This window comes from Aeromonas sp. EU05-FHT14A05 (assembly GCF_058791175.1).
This window is the reverse complement of record NZ_JBYTDH010000019.1, coordinates 15,677-32,438: the sequence shown is the minus strand read 5'-3', so window position 1 is coordinate 32,438 and position 16,762 is coordinate 15,677. Positions and strand designations below refer to the sequence as shown.

Genomic DNA, 16,762 nt, shown 5'->3' with positions numbered 1-16,762 from the left:
AGGGTTGAATTCCACCTCGCCAAGGGTGGGATAAGCCGAGAGAGTAAGAACAAGGCGCGGACTGCCATCATCAGCCGCGCTTTGATTTTTTGGGCAACGCCTCGGCGCCCGCATAAAGAAAAGCCGCAACCCAGGGTTGCGGCTTTTTGTTTGCGCCTGTCCGGGCCAAGTGCCTCAGCGCTTGCGCAGCAGGCGCAGGGCGTTGGCGGTGACCAGGGCGGTGGCGCCGGTGTCGGCCAGCACGGCTATCCACAGACCCGTGATGCCGAGCAGGCTGGTGACCAGGAAGATGGCCTTCAGTCCCAATGCCAGGGCGATATTCTGGTGGATGTTGGCGAGCGCCGCGCGGGAGAGCCGGATCATGGCGGCAACCCCGCCGAGCTGGTTGTGGGTCAGGGCCGCGTCGGCTGTCTCCAGCGCCACGTCGGTGCCACCCCCCATGGCGATGCCGATGCTGGCCCGCTTCATGGCGGGGGCGTCGTTGATGCCATCCCCTATCATGGCCACCTTGCGGCTGCTGGCGAGCAGGCTTATCTCCTCCACCTTGCCTTCCGGCAGCAGGCCGGCGCGCCAGCCCATGCCGAGCTCGGTGGCGATCGCCTCGGCGGCACGGGGGTTGTCCCCGGTCAACATGATGCTCTGCAGGCCGAGCTGGTTGAGCTCTTGCAGTGCCGCAGCCGCGTCCGGCCGGATCTGATCCCGCAGCGCCAGCAGGGCACTGGGCGTCTCTCCCATCCGGCAGAGCAGGATCACCGTCTTGCCCTGCTGCTCCAGGGCGGCGATCTGTGCCTCGAGCGCCTCGTCCAGAGAGGGGACCCGACTCGGGGCCAACAGTTGCCAGAGGGCGCCGTCGATGCGCCCCTCCACCCCCATGCCGGGGAGGGCGCGCAGATCCCGGGCGCTGGCCAGGGCCAGCCCCTGCTCGGTCGCGGCAGCCACCACGGCGCGGGCCAGAGGGTGATGGGAACCCTGCTCTATGGCGGCGGCCAGGGCCAGCAGTTCGGCTTCCGGTCGGCCATTGAGGCTGACCAGCTCGGTCAGCTGCGGCTTGCCCAGGGTCAGGGTGCCGGTCTTGTCAAACGCGACTGTGTCTATATGGGCCAGTCGCTCCAGGGCCGCACCGCCCTTGATCAGTGCCCCCTGCCGGGTGGCGGCGGCCAGGGCCGAGGTGACCGCCGCCGGGGTGGAGATCACCAGGGCGCAGGGGCAGCCGATGAGCAGCAGCGCCAGGGCGCGGTAGATCCATTCATCCCAGCCCTGGCCGAAGGCCAGCGGCGGTACCAGCATCACCAGCAGGGCGACCAGCATCATGGCCGGGGTGTACCAGCGGCTGAAGCGGTCGATGAAGCGCTCTATGGGGGCGCGCTGGCTCTCGGCCTCCTCGATGAGGTGCAGGATGCGGTCGATGGCGTTGTTGCCGGGCTCGGAGACCACCTCGAGGCGCAGCACCCGATCCGCCGCCAGACTGCCGGCCGGCACCTTGTCCCCCTGACGGCGCTCCACCGGGATGGACTCGCCGGTCAGGGCGCTCTCGTCAAAGGCGCCGAGGGGGTCGAGCAGGCGGGCATCCGCGGGCAGACGGGCACCGGGGGCGATTTCGATGATGTCGCCCGGGCGCAGCATCTCGGCGGCCACCTCTTCCCGTACGTCACCTTCTGCTGTGGTACGAATGCGCAGCGCCTGGTCGGGCACCAGGGCCATCAGGGCGGTGACCCCGGCACGGGCACGGCCGGCGGCGTAGGCCTCCAGGTGTTCCCCCAGCATGAAGAGCAGCAGCACCATGGCCGCCTCGGCGGTCTCCCCGAGGAAGAGGGCGCCGAGCGCCGCCACCGTCATCAGGGTCTCGATGGCAAAGGGGGAGCCGCTTCTGGTCAATGCCCAGGCCTTGCGGGCGACGGGCCAGAGCCCCCAGAGTGTCGCCAGGGTAAAGAGCGGCTGGCCGAGCTGGGCCGGCAGCAGGGCGGCCACCCCCATCAGGGCGCCCAAGGAGAGGGGCTGCCAATACTTGCCAAGGCGCGTCATCAGGGGGCTGAGCCGTTTGTCATCGCGCTCTGTCGCCTGAGTGTTGCCCTTGAGCCGGAAGCCTGCGGCCAGCACGGCAGCGGTGACGGGGTCGGGGGAGAGGCCGGGGGCGAGATCCACCACCAGCTTCTCGGTGGCGAACAGCACGCGAGCCTGGGTGACACCCTCGACACGGTTGACGGCCGTCTCTATCTTGCGGGCGCAGCTGGGGCAGTCCATCCCCAGCACCTGCCAGCTGTGGCGGCGACTGTCGCGGGTCGGGGCGGGCAGAGGCCCCTCGGCCGCCGCTCCATGGCCGCGATGATCATGGTCGTGCGAATGAGAGGGCTTGGCTCCGGCGTCACGGCCCCTGGGGGGGTCTTCATCCCCGGGCCCCTCGTCTACCCCGTGCGCCTGGTGATCCTGGGGCGCCGGGCTGGCGCAACAACTGGCAGAGGCGACCTTGTCGCAGCAGTGGCTGTCGTGCCCGTGCTCGTGTTGATGGGGGGCGGCCTTGCCGATGGCCTTGATGGGGGCGGCATGGGAATGGCTGCAGCAGGATTTGCTCATGATGAGTCCCTCTTGAGTGGATCCCGCCCCTGCGGGATCGCCTATGTCTGAGCCCAGTGTAAACCTTGGTGTTAAGTCCAAGGTCAAGCCCTTCTCTTTCCCGCCTCGGCGGGGCGGACGAGACAGGGTGGCAACAAATCCCTCATGTTAGCGGGTGTTTGTCCCCTGCCGCTGGGCCTATACTGGGAACCCTGGATCCCCCATCGATAATCAAGGACCTAACATGAGCAATACCGTCACCCTGCAAGGCAACCCCGTCTCCGTCTCCGGCCACTTCCCCGTTGCCGGCGAGCAGGCCAAGCCCTTCTCCCTGGTTGCTGGCGATCTGTCCGATGCGACCCTGGCGACCTTCGCCGGCAAGCGCAAGATCCTGAACATCTTCCCGAGCGTCGACACTCCGACCTGCGCCACCTCGGTGCGCAAGTTCAACGAGCAGGCCAGCGCTTTGAACAACACTGTGGTGCTGTGCATCTCCGCCGATCTGCCGTTCGCCCAGGCCCGTTTCTGCGGCGCCGAGGGTCTGGACAAGGTGGTGAACCTCTCCACCCTGCGTGGCGTCTCCTTCCTGCAGGACTACGGCGTGGCCTTCTCCTCCGGTCCCCTGGTAGGCCTGGCTGCCCGTGCCATCGTGGTGCTGGATGAGCACGACAAGGTGCTGCACAGCGAGCTGGTGGCCGAAGTCGCCGACGAGCCGAACTACGCCGCCGCCCTGGCTGCCCTGTAAGTTTCGTCTTGCGCTGATTGCCGACGGCCTGCCGATGCAGGCCGTTTTTATTGCGGGCGCAGTGACCCTCAAGGTTGAGGTGATCAGACTCGTTGACCCATATTCCCCTGCTTCTTCTCACCGGCCTTTTACTTATGGGGTCAGGCTGGCTAGACTTCGCCTCCCACTTCTTCCTGCCGCGTAGCCCCATGACTTTTAACGAACTCCACCTCGATCCCGCTCTGCTGGCTGCCTTGCCTGCCGAGCTGCACACCCCGACCCGCATCCAGCAACTCGCCATTCCGGCGGCATTGGCGGGCCAGGATCTGCTGGCCCTGGCCCGGACCGGCAGCGGCAAGACACTGGCATTCGGCCTGCCACTGCTGCAGGGGCTGGACGCGGCATCCGACCGGGTGCAGGGGTTGGTGCTGGTGCCGACCCGGGAGCTGGCGACCCAGGTGAGCGCGGCGCTGCAAGGGGTGGCCGAGGCGCTGGGACTGCGTCTCCTGACCCTGTGCGGCGGGGTGGCGCAGGAGCAGCAACAGGCCGAGCTGGCCCTGGGGCCCCAACTGCTGGTGGCGACCCCGGGGCGACTGCGGGACTTGCTGGCCCAGCGGCTGCTGGGCCTCGGCAAGCTGCGCACCCTGGTGCTGGATGAGGCGGATCGCCTGCTGGAGATGGGCTTCTGGCCCGATATCCAGTGGCTGATGAATGCCATGCCGACCGAGCGGCAGACCCTGCTGTTTTCCGCCACCCTGCCCCCCGAGCTCGAGGCCCTGGCCACCGGCTTGCTGAATGAGCCGGTGCAGGTGGAGGCGGATCCTCGCAACAGCGTGGCCGACGACATCGAGGAGCGGCTCCATCTGGTCAACAAGAGCAGCAAGGTGCCTGCGCTCATCAGCCTGCTCAAGGGGCAGGCGTGGTCCCAGGTGCTGGTGTTTATCAGCGCCAGGGACGATGCCGACGCCGTGGCCAGAAAACTCGCCAAGGCGGGGATCGCGGTGGCGGCCCTGCACGGCGAGAAGGATCAAGAGGCGCGGGAGCAGGCGCTCAGCGATTTCAAGGGGGGTAAGGTGCGGGTGCTGGTGGCCACGGATCTGATGGCGCGGGGCATCCACGTGGAGGCGCTGCCGGTGGTGATCAACCTGGACCTGCCTGCCAATGCCCCCGTCTATGTGCACCGCATCGGTCGCACCGCCCGCGCCGGGCAGAAAGGCCTCGCCCTCTCCCTGGTCTGCCACGGGGAGGCCGAGACGCTTGCGGCCATCCGTACCCTGACCGGTCGCGCGCTGCCGCTGGAGGAGCTTGAGGGCTTCCCGGTCACCGACCAGCCTGCGAGCGGGGAGGGCAAGCGGGCCCCCCGGGACAAGCAGGCGAATCGCCGTACCCAGGCCAAGCGCAGCGTCAAGCAGTTCAAGGGCAGGGGCTAAGTCCAAGCCTTCTGCTCGCCCAACTGGTCAGTATCAAATAGATACCGTTTCGCTATGCTCCATGGGTTTCACCATGGAGGGATGACGAATGACCAGTCTGGTAATGGGGCCCTTGCTCGGGCTCGAATCAGAGACCCAATACAGCCTCTGCTTCATGACGGAGGCCGGTTGCAAGAGCGCGGCCGTGAGGATCAACGGCGAGGTGCTGGCTGCCAGCAAGCAGGCGGATACCCCGAAAGGCGCTTTCTGGCGGCTCGTCTGGCAGGCGAGCCCCAAGAAGGCCGGTACCCCCATCGACTATGAGATCCTACTGGACGACAAGCCTGCACAAGATCTCGGTGGGTACGATAAATGGCAGTTTTATCTGCCGGGGAAGAAAGAGAATGTGCTGATAGGCTACGCCTCCTGCAACGGTTTCTCCGATTTCAAACTGCTCACCTCCACCCCGGCCCCCTACGCCATGTGGGACAAGCTAGCTGCCGAACACAAGGCCCATCCTTTCTCCCTGCTGCTGATGGGAGGCGATCAGGTCTATGCCGACTCCCTCTGGACCTCGGTACCGACCCTGAAAGCCTGGAACGAGCTGGATCGGGTGGACAAGGTCAAGCGCAAGGCGACCCGGACCATGGTGGAACAGCTCGATCGCTTCTATTGCGAACTCTACTGCCGGCAGTGGAGCCGCCCCGAGGTGGCCACCATGCTGGCCCGGGTGCCGAGCGTCATGATGTGGGACGATCACGACATCTTCGATGGCTGGGGCAGCTATCCCGCCGACTTGCAGGGCTGCGAGGTCTATCAGGCCATCTATGCCGCCGCCGCCAAGTATTTCCGGCTGTTCCAGCTGCGCTCCGCTGCCAATGTCTCCCTGCTGGATCCTGTGCACCTGACCCATCACTCCTGGCGACTGCGTTTTCGGGGTTACCAGATCCTGGCGTTGGACAACCGGGCGACCCGCAGCCAGAACCAGGTGATGAGCCGGGAGCAGTGGGATCAGATCAACGGGGCGCTGGCCGATTGCGGTGAGGGACACCTGTTGGTCATGACCGGGGTGCCCGTGGTCTATCGGGATTTCTCCTTCACCGAGGCGGCGTTCGATGCGACCCCCTGGGAGGAGGAGCTGACCGACGATCTCAAGGATCACTGGCGCGCCAAGTCACACCAGGGGGAGCGGGCCCGCCTCATCATGCGGCTGCTGGACAATGCCAGACTGCGGCGCCAGGCCGTCAAGGGCGAGAATCAGGCGATCCCCAAGACCCTGATCCTGTCCGGGGATGTGCACGTGGGTTGCCTCGGGGTGATCCAGGACCGGCGGGGGGAGGGGGTGATGAATGTGCACCAGCTGGTCTCCTCCGGCATAGTGCATCCCTGCCCCACCCAGTTCCAGTGGACGGGGATCCTCGCCATGACCAACGACGATCCCGAATACCTCGACGAGAGCCGACTGATCCGTGCCGAGCTGATCAAGCCGTTCGGCGCCCCCGTTTATCTGCGCACCCGCAACTTCGCCACCCTGCAGATGGGCAGCGACAACAAGCTGTGGGCCAACTGGCATTGCGAGAACGATCTGGCCGCCAGCTATCCACTGGCCTGATGCCGGGGAATTGCGAAGGGCCCTGACGGGCCCTTTTTCTTGTCGAGATCAGATACCCCAAGCCGTTGCCTGCTCAGGGCTGGTCCTGCGTCTGGGCGAAGAAGTCGCGCCGAAACTGGCCGAGTACCGCTTCCCTGTGCTGCTGCCAGCTTGCCTCGTCCATGTTGCCCCGGCTGGCCATCAACTGCTGCTCCAGCTCGGCCAACTGCTGCTGGTAGTGGCCGCGCTGATCCAGCTGCTGCTGGCGGGTGGCGGCAAACTGCACGGTCGCTTCGGCCTGCCCGGTCGGCAGGAAGTGGCGGGCCAATGTCTCCAGCTCCTCATCCCCCCACAGCTGGCGCGCCTGCTGCAACCTGGCATCCGGGTTGAACAGATCCGCCGTCAGATCCGGGTGATCCGCCGCCCACTCATCCTGCAGCCGGGTCAGGGCCGCCAGCCGCTCGGCCAGCGGCAACTGCTCGTTCTCCTGCGCCAGCTGCTCGAGTGCCTGGGCGTAGCGCCCCTGCAACCGTGTCAGGCTCTCCCCCTCACTCATCCACTGGGATTCCAGCGCGATCAGATTGGCGAGCCGCTCGCTCAGCGGCTGATCGCTGTCCGTTATCTCGCTGGCGAGCTGGTGGTTCATTTCGTCCGGCATGGCCCGCCAGCTGGCGGGCAGTGGCCCGGTGGTGATGGGCCCTGAGGCGGCAGTCTGGCCGGCAGCGGGCGCCAGCGGCGCCGATGTCTGTGGCGATGGGGCAGCGGTGACAGAGCTTGGCCTGCTTGCTGGCACTGGCTGGTCCGGATCATCCCGCCCGCCGAGGTTGAGCAGCAACAGCGCCAGCACCGCCAGGGCCAGAAAGCCGTAGCGGCGCTTCATCGGCTGATCTCTCCCTTGACCGGGAAGTGATCGGAGAGGTTGCTGGCGGGCCAGAGGCTGCCATCGCTGGAGCGCGGGATCCAGACGCTGTTGAGGTTGTGACTGGCGGCGCCGTACTCCCGGCTCACCACCAGATAGTCCAGGTACTCGACGTTGGCGCCGCCGGAGAGGGGCCCGCCGGCGTAGGGGTTGAGCCTGGGATCGAAGGTGGCCTCGGTGTAGCCGCCATAGCTGGGCTCATGAGCGTTCAGGTTGGCCAGCATGTTGGCGTAGTCGTCGGCGAACTTGCGCTTGTTGACGTTGAAGTCACCGCCGTAGATGACGGTGTCGCTGGCCGGGATCTTGAGGCTGGCGGCCAGGGTGCGGATCTGGCCGAACTGGATCTGGCGCAGCCGTCTCGCCTCGTCTGTGTCGAAACTGGCGGTGTGGGTGGCGAACAGGTGCCAGGCCTTGCCCCCCTTGATCACCTCGGCGTACATCACCCCCTTGTCGGCGAAGCAGTCGGTGCCGGTGCACTGGGGATAGACCAGCTGGGCCTCGCGCACTATGGGGTAGCGGCTGACGATCACCACGCCGCCGTCGTGGATGTTGACCCCCGGCTTGTCGAGCACCTTGGTCTGGTAGGGATACTCTTTCGCCAGCGCCTGCAGGAAGCCCTCGCGACGGCCATCGAACACCTCCTGCAACAGCAGGGCGTCATAGCCTTTGAGGTGCTCGGGCAGCAGCGCCAGCCGCTCGCCGATACTGGCGGCGATCACCGGCAGGGCCCAGACGTTGTAGCTGGCGACCTTGAGCTTGTCCTCCGCCGGCTCCGGCTGCTCCTCTTGCCGGGCGGGCGTCAGCATATAGTGCAGATCGTCATAGCGGCCGGTGAACTTGGCGGCAAAGGCCAGCTCCTGTGGCCCTGCAACGCGATGGATCACCCGATCGCTCTGCCAGCCGGAGCCGTCTGCCGGCGTTTCGCCGCCGTGCTGCAGGGTGCTGTTCCACCAGGTGCCCTCCATCTTCTGGTTGAGGCGATAGGTGTCGCCGCTTGAAGTGGTGACCCGGGTTTCGAACAGATAGCTCTTGCCCGCCTTCACCCCCTCGTAGCGATTGAAGCTGAGCACCATGGCGCTCTCCCAGGGGCCGAGCTCCGTCCTGTGCTGAGTCCACTGGCTGCCCGCCTGCAGCTCGCCGGAGCCGCTCTGGTGGATCGTCAGTTGCAAGGGCTCGGGGCCGTTGTTGGTGAGGTAGACATCGGTATCGGCCAGCGCCTGCAACGGAAACTGGCTGGCCAGCAGCAGGGCGGCATAGCTGAGGGGCTTGTGCATCATGAAGTCCTTCTTGTCGAGGCACGCTGGAAAGTGACAGTTATGGCGGGCGTTGGGGTTATTTCATTTACATTTTTGTTACAAATAAATGAAAGGCCCCATATGGGGAGGAAGAACCAGGGGGAGGGAGCACATCCGGATAGGGTTGGCGGCCGAGACATAGCAGCGCGTCCGCAGACGCGCCTGGCTACACGGGGGGCAAGCTCAGTCGTGGAACTGATTGATCAGGCGGGAGAGGTTTTGCAGCCGCTCTACCAGCAGGGTGATGCCATCGAGGGCCTGCCTGCTGTTGTCGGCGGTGTGGCTGGCCAGCTGGTGGATCTGGTGAATGCCCTGATCCAGGGTGCTGGTCACGTCCGCCTGCTGGCTGACGGCCTGGGCTATCTCGTCGCTGGTGTGGGTCACCTGGGCCAGCATCTGGTTGATCTGGTCGAGCACCTCGGCGGTGGCGCCCATGTGCTGCTGGCAGAGGGCCGAGGTCTGGGCCCCTTGGGTCATGCCGTCTGAGAGTTGCCGGGTGCTCTGCTGCAGCGCCCCTATCATGTCGCTGATCTCGCCGGTGGAGCTGCGGGTCTTCTGGGCCAGCGCCCGGATCTCGTCGGCCACCACAGCAAAGCCACGCCCCTGCTCGCCGGCCCGGGCCGCCTCTATGGCCGCATTGAGGGAGAGCAGGTTGGTCTGATCCGCAATCTGCCCGATCACCTCCAGGATCCCGCTGATCTTCTGGCTGTCCTGGGTCAGGTGCGCCAACACCCCCTGACTGGCGTCCAGCTCCTGGTGGAGTCGGTTGACCGAGGCGCGGGTGGTCGCCAGCGCCTGCTGGCCGCTGGCTGAAACCTGCTGCACCTCGCTCACCAGGGCGTTGGCCTGATGGGCGTTGTCGGCCACATCGCGGATCGACTGGCTCATCTGGGTGATGGCGGCGGCCAGCTGTTCGCTCTGGGCCCGCTGCTGCTGCAGGTGGGTGTCTATGGTCTGGATATGCCCCCTGTCATCCTCCGCCGCCTGCAGTATCTGCTGGTTGGTGTCGGCGCTGCGCCCCACCACGGCCCTGAGCTCGGCCTTCTTCATGCGCAGCAAGAGCTCGATGGCCGCCAGGCTGTCCTGACGTCTGGCATAGAGCACCTGACAGAGGGGGGTGCCCAGCTCCTCCCCCGCCATGGCCAGCAGCCGGGTCAGCCGCCGTTGCAGATGCCAGCCATGCCCCATCTGGGCCAGCAGGCAGAGCAGGGTGAGACCACCCCAGGCGGCCTGGCCCGTCATCAGGCTGGCCCCCATGCCGACCAGGGCGGTGCCCGCGAGCAGCAGGCCGAGTTGCCCCGGCTCCAGGGTGAAGCGACTCTGCCAGGGCAGTGCCTTGCCCGCCCGGATCCGGGCATAGAGCCGCTCCGCCCAGGCGATGTCGTGATCCTGCGGGCGGGTGCGCACCGACTGGTATTCGATGATCTGCTGCCGTTCGTTGAGGATGGGGGTGACATAGGCATTGACCCAGTAGAACTGGCCGCTCTTGGCACGGTTCTTCACCAGCCCCATCCAGCTCTTGCCTTGCTGCAGCCGCTGCCACATGTCGGCGAAGGCGGCCCTGGGCATGTCCGGATGGCGTACCAGGTTATGGGGAACCCCTTCCATCTCGGTAGCGCTGTAGCCGGCCACGTCGCAGAAGTGCTGGTTGGCATAGGTGATGTGGCTGGCGGGGTCCGTGGTCGAAATCAATGATATGTGATCGGGGAAACGGATCTCCCCTTCTTGCCGGGTAGTGGTCATGTGCGCATCCTGAATGAGCCAAGTAACTGATAAATTTGTTTTTATTGTGTGTTGTCGTTACGGCTTCATTGTAGGGGCGACCCAAGTGGTTATCTTGGCTTGGGTCAATAAATCAACACTATGGCGACTGAAAAAAGGAGTAGATGAAGGGCGACGTCGGGGCGGGGTCAACTGCGGGGGGTGAAGTCGTGGATCTCCCCCGTCCGGGGCTTGAAGCGGGGATCCTGGCTCTGGTCGCGGGAGACCCAGGCCATGGCCTGGCAGAAGCTCTCCTGCTTGGCGAACTCGTCACGGGCCTGATCGATGGCTCGCTCGGCATTGCGCCGCTCCATCTTGCTGGCCTTGCGATCGCTGAACTGTTTCTGCTGGCTCAGCATCCATTCGAGAAAGGCCTGGCGGCATTGGCTTTCATCGGCGGCCTTGGCGGGGAGAGCAAACAACAGGGCAAGCAGGAGCAGACAAGGCATAGGGAGATCTATCTAACGGGCTGATGGACGAAGAGAGGCGGCATTTTATGCCGGGAACTTGAATGGGTACAGTGGGAAGAGGGGGCCAGCCGGGCTGGCCCCCGAGGGATCAGTGTTTGACGAGGTAGAGCTGGCGGCTGTAGGCCACGTCTTCCGGGTTGTTGATGGGATAGCCCCTGAGCCAGGGCTTGATCAGACGGGCGTTGGTGTACTGGTAGATGGGGGCGATGGGCGCCTCCTCCTGCAATATGGTCTCGGCCTCGTCGAACAGGCGTGCCCGCGCGGCGGGATCCTGGCTGCTGGCCGCCCGGGTCAGCAGGGCGTCGTAACCGGGGTTGGCGAAGCGGGCCATGTTGCCGCTGTGGTGGGATCCCCACAGACCGAGGAAGGCGGAAGGATCGTTGTAATCGGCGACCCAGGAGGAGCGGATCACCTCGAACTGGCCGCTCTGGCGGCTGTCGAGGTAGGTCTTCCACTCCTGATTGGTGAGCTCGACCCGGGCCCCCAGCTTCTGCTTCCAGAGGTTGGCGATGGCCAGCGCCATCTTCTTGTGAATTTCAGCCGTGTTGTAGAGCAGGGTGAGCTTGAGGGGCTTGTCCGGGCCATAGCCCGCCTCTTTCAGCAGCGCCCTGGCCTTCTCGTCCAGCGCCTGCTGGCTGCTGGTGGAGAGCAGGTTGGGCTTGGGGACGAACCCTGAGGTCACATCCGGGGTGAAGTGGTAGGCGGGTTTTTCCCCTGTGCCCAGCACCTTGTCGGCGATGAGCGCCCGGTCGATGGTGTAGGAGAGCGCCTGACGCACCCGCACGTCGTTCAGGGGGGGCCGCTGGGTGTTGAAGGCGTAGTAATAGGTGCCGAGCTGCTCCGGTGTATAGACCTCCCCCGGGATCTGCTTCATCAGCTTGTGGTACTGCTCCTTGGGGAAGGACTCGGTGATGTGCAGATCCCCCGCCAGATAGCGGTTGGTGGCGGCACTCTCCTGATTGATGGGGACGAAGGTGACCCGGGTCAGCACCGTATGGGCGCGATCCCAGTAATAGGGGTTAGGGGTCAGCTCCAGCTTCTCGTTCACCACCCTGTGGCTCAGCACGAAGGCGCCGTTGCCCACCAGCTTGCCCGGCTGGGTCCACTGGTTGCCGTATTGCTCCATGCTGGCCCTGTGCAGGGGGGAGAGGCTGGGGTGGGTCAGCAGGCTCAGGAAGTAGGGCACCGGCTGGGAGAGGGTCACCTGCAGGGTGTGCTCATCCAGGGCTTGCACCCCGAGCGCCTCGGGAGGCAGCTTGCCCTCGACTATCTCGTCCACCTTGTCGAAATGGGCCAGCTGGGCAAACCAGGCGAAGGTGGCGGCCTCCTTGGGATCCACCAGCTTGCGCCAGCCATAGACGAAATCGCTGGCGCGCACCGGATCCCCGTTGGACCAGCGGGCATCCGGCCTCAGGTGGAAGGTGAATCTCTGGTTCCCCTCGTTATCCCAGCTTGCGGCCACACCGGGCAGCACCTTGCCGTCCGCCCCCTGGGTCAAGAGCCCCTCATAGAGGTCTCTGAGCACTTGCAGCTCGGGCAGACCGACCAGTTTGAGCGGGCTCAGGCTGGTCGGTTCGTCCTTGAGATGACGCACGACGGCCTGTTCGGCGGCGAGTTGGGTGCCGGCCGGCACATCGGCGGCCTGGGCACAGACACAGCCCAGCAGGGCCAGCAGGGGGCTCCATCCTTTCATGGCGAATCCTTCAAATTGTGTGAAGCGGGGAGAAAACTCGGCGAGAATTCATCGCCGGCAGACGGGGAATCATGATATCCCCTTTGCTGGTCAGACCGCCAGAGTGAGTCCCATGATATCCGGGACGGCAACCCTATGTACGCCCGCCCCGAGTGCGGGCAGAGGAGCAAGCGATGAGAGTATGGATGTTATTGGCCTGTGTGCTGAGCCAGGGGGCCTGGGCACTGGCCCCTTGCGAGCAGACCAGCCAGGTGGGGCGCTGGTGCGAGGTGAGCATAGATCAACTGCATCCGACTCAGGGCGGGGTGGGGCAGTTGCAGGTCGATACCACAGTGGCTGAGCTGGCGGACAAGAGCGAGAAGCAGCTCGACAAGCTGATGAAAAAGAAAGAGATACCCGTGGTCATCGCCCCCGATGGCGGCTACTGGCTGGTGGACAAGCATCACCTGACCAAGGCGCTGTGGCAACAGGGGGTGAAGGCGGTGAGGGTCAAGGTGATCGCCCGCTTGCAGGACAGGGCCAGTTTCTGGAGCCAGATGCAGAACAACCACTGGGCCTGGCTCAAGGATGAGCGGGGTCAGCCGCTCACCCCGGAACAGCTGCCCGGCCATATCGGCGAGCTGCCGGACTATCCCTACCGTACCCTGGCGGGCCTGCTGCAGGATGCGGGCTACTTCAGCAAGCAGGATCAGGTCTACTTCGTCGAGTTCGCCTGGGCCAGCTGGCTCGGCCAGCAGATGGCCTGGCAGCCGGTCAATGCCGCCAATCTGGCGGATCGCCTCGCCGAGGCCAAGCGCCTGGCCTGCAACAGCAAGGCCAGTGCCTTGCCCGGCTATCCCGGCAAGCAGTGCCGCCTCAACCCGCCGCGCAGCGGCAGCTGACGCGGGATCAGGAAGGGGCGCCCAGGCGCCCCTCGTCATTCTCCCTGACCGGCACCTTGCCAGCGGGCGGCGGCCTGCTCCAGCAGGGCCACCTCTCCTTGCTGGATCAGCGGCAGCAGGGCCTGCACCTTGTCATCCGGCCAATCCCACCAGGCGAGCGCCTGCAGCCGGGCAATCTCGTCGTCGCCAAAGCGCATCCGCACCACCCTGGCCGGGGTACCCGCCACCATGGCATAGGGCGGCACATCCTGATTGACCAGGGCCCGGGCGGCTATGATGGCGCCATCCCCTATGGTGACCCCCGGCATGATCATGGCCTCCATGCCGATCCAGACGTCATTGCCGATGCGGGTATCACCGGCGGGTCTGTAGCTGCGCTTGAGCGCCGCCACTTCGGCAAACGGATAGGTGCTGATGAAGTCGGTATTGTGGGTGTGGTTGCCCCCCATGATGATCTTCACCCCGGCGGCGATTTGCACATAGTCGCCGAGATGGAGCCTGTCTATGTGCCAGAGGGGGTCCCAGCCGGTGTCGGCTGAGCGGCTCCAGCGGTCGCCGTGCAGGTAGCGCACGGCCTCCTCTTCGAAGGGGCCGTCCCAGGCGCCCGAGTAGTAGCTGTGTCGCCCCTTGAGGCAGATGTTGGGATTGGTCACCGTCAGGTGCAGGTACTCGACCTGCGACCAATGCTGGCAGAGGGTCATGGCTCTGTTCCTCGTTGAATGGATAGGTATTGGATGCGCGGATTGGCGCAGCTAATGGATCCAGACCAGCAGGCGGGGCACGCACAGGGTGGAGCAGCCCAGCGCCTGGGATGAACGGGGTCGTTGCATGAGGAGGGGTTCCCGACAGAAGAGGTCAGATGGTAAGGGATGGGGAGGGCAATGCCAAGCAGAGGGGCTCTGCTGGTCAAAACCTGCACAAAGGGTCTGGTTGATATTTATTCTCGATTAGCCATGATACAGGCTCCACTCGTATCGGCAGGAGAGAGGACAATGACGAATCAGAACTGGCAGCGTTACATGCTGGAGGCGGAGAATGCCCTGGGCATGGGGGCACTGGGCACGGCCATCTGCCTCTATCAGCAGGCCCTGGGGGAAGTGTATGAGCTGGCGTCCGGGGATCTGGACGAACTGGCCAGCATGCGGGTCGCCACCTGTCACCGCATGGCCGACTTCTGGCGCGCCATGGAGGAGCCCGCCTATGAGCTGCGCTACCTCAAGCTCGCCTCCGAGCTGGTCACCGCCCTGGTGCCCCAGTGCCCGAACCGGGAGTGCGAATCCCTCATCAGCGAGCTGGGCTGCTGCCGCGCCGCCCTGCTCTCCTTCTTGAAGCGCCACCCCAACCCCGATATCGCCAGGTTGATCCAGGTGCAGGACAAGGTGCAGGGCTGCGAGTTGATAGGCCGCTTCCGCCTCAACTAGCGGTTGTGCGCCCGAGCCGCCGTGCGATGCGGCCCTGGGCTTCCTCCCCTTGCAGGGCGAGGGAGAAGGCGCGGGCCTCCAGATCGATGATGAAATGCACCGCCTGCCTGAGCTCCTGCTTGAGCAGCGCCTTGTTCTTTTGCAGTGCCTTGGGCGCTTTGGCCGCGAGCTTCAGCCCCTGCTCGCGGGCGAAGGGGAGCAGTTCCTCCACCGCCAGCACCCGGTTGGCCAGCCCGAGCCGCAGCGCCTCCCCGGCGTCTATGGCCTCCGCCAGCAACAGCAGCTCCGCCGCCTTAAGGTGCCCCACGGTGCGGGGCAGCAGCAGGCTGGAGGCAAACTCCGGCACCAGCCCCAGCTCGACGAAGGGCAGTTGCAGCCGGGCGTTCTCCCCCAGATAGACCAGATCGCAGTGCAGCAGCAGGGTGGTGCCTATGCCCACCGCCGGGCCGCCCACGGCGGCGATCACCGGCTTGGGGAAGTCGGCCAGGGTGTGGAGGAACTGCAGGATGGGGTCATCCGCTTCCAGACTGCTCTTGCCCATGAAGTCCGCGAGATCATTGCCCGCGGTGAAGCACTCCTGCTGCCCTTGCAGCAACACCACATGCACGCTCTCGTCCTGGGCGGCCTGCTGAAAGGCCTCGGTGAGGGCCAGGTACATCTCTGTGTTGAGGGCATTGCGCTTGTCCGGCCGGTTGAGGGTCAGGAGGAGCAAGCCATCCTGCTGCTCGGCCAGAATTGTGAGGGCCATGTCTGAATCCTTGTGTTCGGGGGCTGCCAAAAGCTTGCCATAGGGGTAAGCTTCGCTTCATTTAACAACATCATAAAAGGATCTCAACCATGTTTAAACGTGCGTTTTATTCCAGCCTGGCCCTGCTGCTGGCCGCCCCCGCGCTGGCCAAGGTCGAGGCCGTCGACGGTTATGTGCGCCTGCTCCCCCCGGGTTCGCCCAACACGGCGGCCTTCATGGTGCTCAAGAATGACGCGGACAAGCCGGTGACCCTGACGGCTGCTGTCTCCCCTGACGCGGGCCGTGCCGAGCTGCACACCCATCTGCACGAGAATGGCGTCATGAAGATGCGCCAGGTGGAGAGCATCGAGGTGCCGGCAAAAGGGGAAGTGGCGCTCAAACCCGGCAGCCTCCACATCATGCTGTTCGAGGTGCGGGATCTCTCTGAGGACAGGCCCTTCCCCCTGACCCTGACCCTGGACGATGGTCAGACCCTGAGCCTGAGTCTGCCGGTGAAGCCGGTCGAGCCGATGAAGGGCATGCAGCACTGACATTAATGGACGCTTGTTCAGCTTTTTGCTCTAGGTATTCCTTGCTCACCGGGTAAAATGAGGGTCTTTCCAGTCCATAATGGAGCTATGTAATGAAGAAGACCCTGATTGCCGGCAGCCTGATTGCCCTGTTCAGCCATGCAGCCATGGCCGCCGATGACTGGCGTTTCGCGGCGGGTGCCGATATGTGGAACTCCCAGGGGAGCGGCCAGGTCAGCGGTGTCGGTGCCGATGGCAGCTATGACGACAATTACAACTGGAGCGGCTACCTGCAACTGGAGCACGGCATCTTCCTGCTGCCGAACGCCAAGTTCGAGATGTCCGATTTCAGCACCAGCGGCGGCTCCTTCAGCAACGATCTGCTGGCCTATGATCTGAGCCTCTACTACCGCCTGATGAACAACGACCTGTTCCAGCTCGATCTGGGTCTGACCGGTCGTCGCTACGATGGCGACTTCAACACCCAGCACTACTCCTACGACAAGGACGTGCTGATGGCCTACACCGGTGGTGAAGTGCGCATCCCGGGTACCGGCTTTGCCGCCTTTGGTGATCTGCGCGTGCAGGATGCCGACAACTATGACTACCGCCTGGGTGGTTCCTACAAGTTCTCCACAGTGCCGCTCAAGATCCGTGCCGGCTGGCGTGAGGCCGAGATGGACTTCGACCGTGTCGACCAGAGCATCGACGGCTGGTTCATCGGTGGCGAATTCACCTTCTAATCTGACGAAGGGTGGCGATGGGCCACCCGGACGTGTTTGACGGGCAAG

15 protein-coding genes are annotated in these 16,762 nt (G+C 64.9%); 7 read left to right on the top strand and 8 right to left on the bottom strand.

Annotated features, from left to right (window positions below):
* Nucleotides 1-174: 174 nt before the first annotated feature.
* Nucleotides 175-2,571: a zinc/cadmium/mercury/lead-transporting ATPase gene (locus tag AC3WR3_RS19620; protein ID WP_492293072.1), complete on the bottom strand. Its 2,397-nt coding sequence runs from the start codon at nucleotides 2,569-2,571 to the stop codon at nucleotides 175-177.
* A 223-nt stretch (nucleotides 2,572-2,794) separates the two neighbouring features.
* On the opposite strand from AC3WR3_RS19620, the gene tpx reads away from it, so the two are divergent.
* From tpx to AC3WR3_RS19605, 3 genes are all read left to right on the top strand, one after another.
* The gene (gene tpx / locus AC3WR3_RS19615) at nucleotides 2,795-3,295 is read left to right on the top strand and encodes a thiol peroxidase (protein ID WP_025325781.1); all 501 of its coding nucleotides are present in this window, start codon (nucleotides 2,795-2,797) and stop codon (nucleotides 3,293-3,295) included.
* A gap of 188 nt (nucleotides 3,296-3,483) precedes the next feature.
* Complete coding sequence (locus AC3WR3_RS19610) at nucleotides 3,484-4,704, top strand: DEAD/DEAH box helicase (RefSeq protein WP_492293069.1); 1,221 nt, start codon at nucleotides 3,484-3,486, stop codon at nucleotides 4,702-4,704.
* A gap of 88 nt (nucleotides 4,705-4,792) precedes the next feature.
* Nucleotides 4,793-6,295, top strand: a complete 1,503-nt coding sequence (locus AC3WR3_RS19605; protein ID WP_492293067.1) for an alkaline phosphatase D family protein — start codon at nucleotides 4,793-4,795, stop codon at nucleotides 6,293-6,295.
* Nucleotides 6,296-6,368: 73 nt separating this feature from the next.
* Here AC3WR3_RS19605 and AC3WR3_RS19600 read toward each other — a convergent pair whose 3' ends face one another.
* From AC3WR3_RS19600 to AC3WR3_RS19580, 5 genes are all read right to left on the bottom strand, one after another.
* Nucleotides 6,369-7,154: a F0F1 ATP synthase subunit delta gene (locus AC3WR3_RS19600; protein ID WP_492293065.1), complete on the bottom strand. Its 786-nt coding sequence runs from the start codon at nucleotides 7,152-7,154 to the stop codon at nucleotides 6,369-6,371.
* A complete protein-coding gene (locus AC3WR3_RS19595; protein WP_492293063.1) occupies nucleotides 7,151-8,467 on the bottom strand; it encodes a sphingomyelin phosphodiesterase in 1,317 nt (438 codons plus the stop codon). The genes AC3WR3_RS19600 and AC3WR3_RS19595 overlap by 4 nt, the downstream gene beginning before the upstream one ends.
* Nucleotides 8,468-8,671: 204 nt before the next feature.
* Nucleotides 8,672-10,231 (bottom strand): methyl-accepting chemotaxis protein, encoded by a 1,560-nt coding sequence (locus tag AC3WR3_RS19590; protein WP_492293061.1) that lies wholly within the window; start codon nucleotides 10,229-10,231, stop codon nucleotides 8,672-8,674.
* A gap of 167 nt (nucleotides 10,232-10,398) precedes the next feature.
* Entirely contained in the window at nucleotides 10,399-10,698 is a 300-nt protein-coding gene (locus AC3WR3_RS19585; RefSeq protein WP_139439058.1) for a hypothetical protein, read from the bottom strand.
* Nucleotides 10,699-10,807: 109 nt separating this feature from the next.
* The gene (locus AC3WR3_RS19580) at nucleotides 10,808-12,412 is read right to left on the bottom strand and encodes a peptide ABC transporter substrate-binding protein (RefSeq protein WP_492293059.1); all 1,605 of its coding nucleotides are present in this window, start codon (nucleotides 12,410-12,412) and stop codon (nucleotides 10,808-10,810) included.
* Between the two features lie 173 nt (nucleotides 12,413-12,585).
* On the opposite strand from AC3WR3_RS19580, the gene AC3WR3_RS19575 reads away from it, so the two are divergent.
* Entirely contained in the window at nucleotides 12,586-13,293 is a 708-nt protein-coding gene (locus AC3WR3_RS19575) for a ParB-like protein (RefSeq protein WP_492293057.1), read from the top strand.
* A 35-nt stretch (nucleotides 13,294-13,328) separates the two neighbouring features.
* Here the strand turns inward: AC3WR3_RS19575 and AC3WR3_RS19570 are convergent, their stop codons facing one another.
* Nucleotides 13,329-13,994 (bottom strand): CatB-related O-acetyltransferase, encoded by a 666-nt coding sequence (locus AC3WR3_RS19570; protein WP_404837765.1) that lies wholly within the window; start codon nucleotides 13,992-13,994, stop codon nucleotides 13,329-13,331.
* 291 nt (nucleotides 13,995-14,285) lie between these two features.
* Between AC3WR3_RS19570 and AC3WR3_RS19565 the strand changes: the two genes are divergently transcribed.
* Nucleotides 14,286-14,714: a DUF2753 family protein gene (locus AC3WR3_RS19565; protein WP_429110390.1), complete on the top strand. Its 429-nt coding sequence runs from the start codon at nucleotides 14,286-14,288 to the stop codon at nucleotides 14,712-14,714.
* On the opposite strand, the gene AC3WR3_RS19560 is transcribed toward AC3WR3_RS19565, so the two are convergent.
* Complete coding sequence (locus AC3WR3_RS19560; RefSeq protein WP_492293054.1) at nucleotides 14,707-15,462, bottom strand: enoyl-CoA hydratase-related protein; 756 nt, start codon at nucleotides 15,460-15,462, stop codon at nucleotides 14,707-14,709. The two genes, AC3WR3_RS19565 and AC3WR3_RS19560, sit on opposite strands and share 8 nt — an antisense overlap.
* Before the next feature lie 89 nt (nucleotides 15,463-15,551).
* On the opposite strand from AC3WR3_RS19560, the gene AC3WR3_RS19555 reads away from it, so the two are divergent.
* Together AC3WR3_RS19555 and AC3WR3_RS19550 are read left to right on the top strand one after the other, a co-directional pair.
* Nucleotides 15,552-15,992 (top strand): copper chaperone PCu(A)C, encoded by a 441-nt coding sequence (locus tag AC3WR3_RS19555; protein ID WP_492293052.1) that lies wholly within the window; start codon nucleotides 15,552-15,554, stop codon nucleotides 15,990-15,992.
* A 92-nt stretch (nucleotides 15,993-16,084) separates the two neighbouring features.
* Nucleotides 16,085-16,714, top strand: coding sequence for a TIGR04219 family outer membrane beta-barrel protein (locus AC3WR3_RS19550; RefSeq protein WP_139439071.1), 630 nt, complete (start codon nucleotides 16,085-16,087; stop codon nucleotides 16,712-16,714).
* Nucleotides 16,715-16,762 lie beyond the last annotated feature (48 nt).

Excerpts from the sequence above, each read along its gene's own strand:
- AC3WR3_RS19620 (WP_492293072.1), bottom strand. The coding sequence starts at position 2,571 with ATGAGCAAATCCTGCTGCAGCCATTCCCATGCCGCCCCCATCAAGGCC.
- tpx (WP_025325781.1), top strand. The coding sequence starts at position 2,795 with ATGAGCAATACCGTCACCCTGCAAGGCAACCCCGTCTCCGTCTCCGGC.
- AC3WR3_RS19610 (WP_492293069.1), top strand. The coding sequence starts at position 3,484 with ATGACTTTTAACGAACTCCACCTCGATCCCGCTCTGCTGGCTGCCTTG.
- AC3WR3_RS19605 (WP_492293067.1), top strand. The coding sequence starts at position 4,793 with ATGACCAGTCTGGTAATGGGGCCCTTGCTCGGGCTCGAATCAGAGACC.
- AC3WR3_RS19600 (WP_492293065.1), bottom strand. The coding sequence starts at position 7,154 with ATGAAGCGCCGCTACGGCTTTCTGGCCCTGGCGGTGCTGGCGCTGTTG.
- AC3WR3_RS19595 (WP_492293063.1), bottom strand. The coding sequence starts at position 8,467 with ATGCACAAGCCCCTCAGCTATGCCGCCCTGCTGCTGGCCAGCCAGTTT.
- AC3WR3_RS19590 (WP_492293061.1), bottom strand. The coding sequence starts at position 10,231 with ATGACCACTACCCGGCAAGAAGGGGAGATCCGTTTCCCCGATCACATA.
- AC3WR3_RS19585 (WP_139439058.1), bottom strand. The coding sequence starts at position 10,698 with ATGCCTTGTCTGCTCCTGCTTGCCCTGTTGTTTGCTCTCCCCGCCAAG.
- AC3WR3_RS19580 (WP_492293059.1), bottom strand. The coding sequence starts at position 12,412 with ATGAAAGGATGGAGCCCCCTGCTGGCCCTGCTGGGCTGTGTCTGTGCC.
- AC3WR3_RS19575 (WP_492293057.1), top strand. The coding sequence starts at position 12,586 with ATGAGAGTATGGATGTTATTGGCCTGTGTGCTGAGCCAGGGGGCCTGG.
- AC3WR3_RS19570 (WP_404837765.1), bottom strand. The coding sequence starts at position 13,994 with ATGACCCTCTGCCAGCATTGGTCGCAGGTCGAGTACCTGCACCTGACG.
- AC3WR3_RS19565 (WP_429110390.1), top strand. The coding sequence starts at position 14,286 with ATGACGAATCAGAACTGGCAGCGTTACATGCTGGAGGCGGAGAATGCC.
- AC3WR3_RS19560 (WP_492293054.1), bottom strand. The coding sequence starts at position 15,462 with ATGGCCCTCACAATTCTGGCCGAGCAGCAGGATGGCTTGCTCCTCCTG.
- AC3WR3_RS19555 (WP_492293052.1), top strand. The coding sequence starts at position 15,552 with ATGTTTAAACGTGCGTTTTATTCCAGCCTGGCCCTGCTGCTGGCCGCC.
- AC3WR3_RS19550 (WP_139439071.1), top strand. The coding sequence starts at position 16,085 with ATGAAGAAGACCCTGATTGCCGGCAGCCTGATTGCCCTGTTCAGCCAT.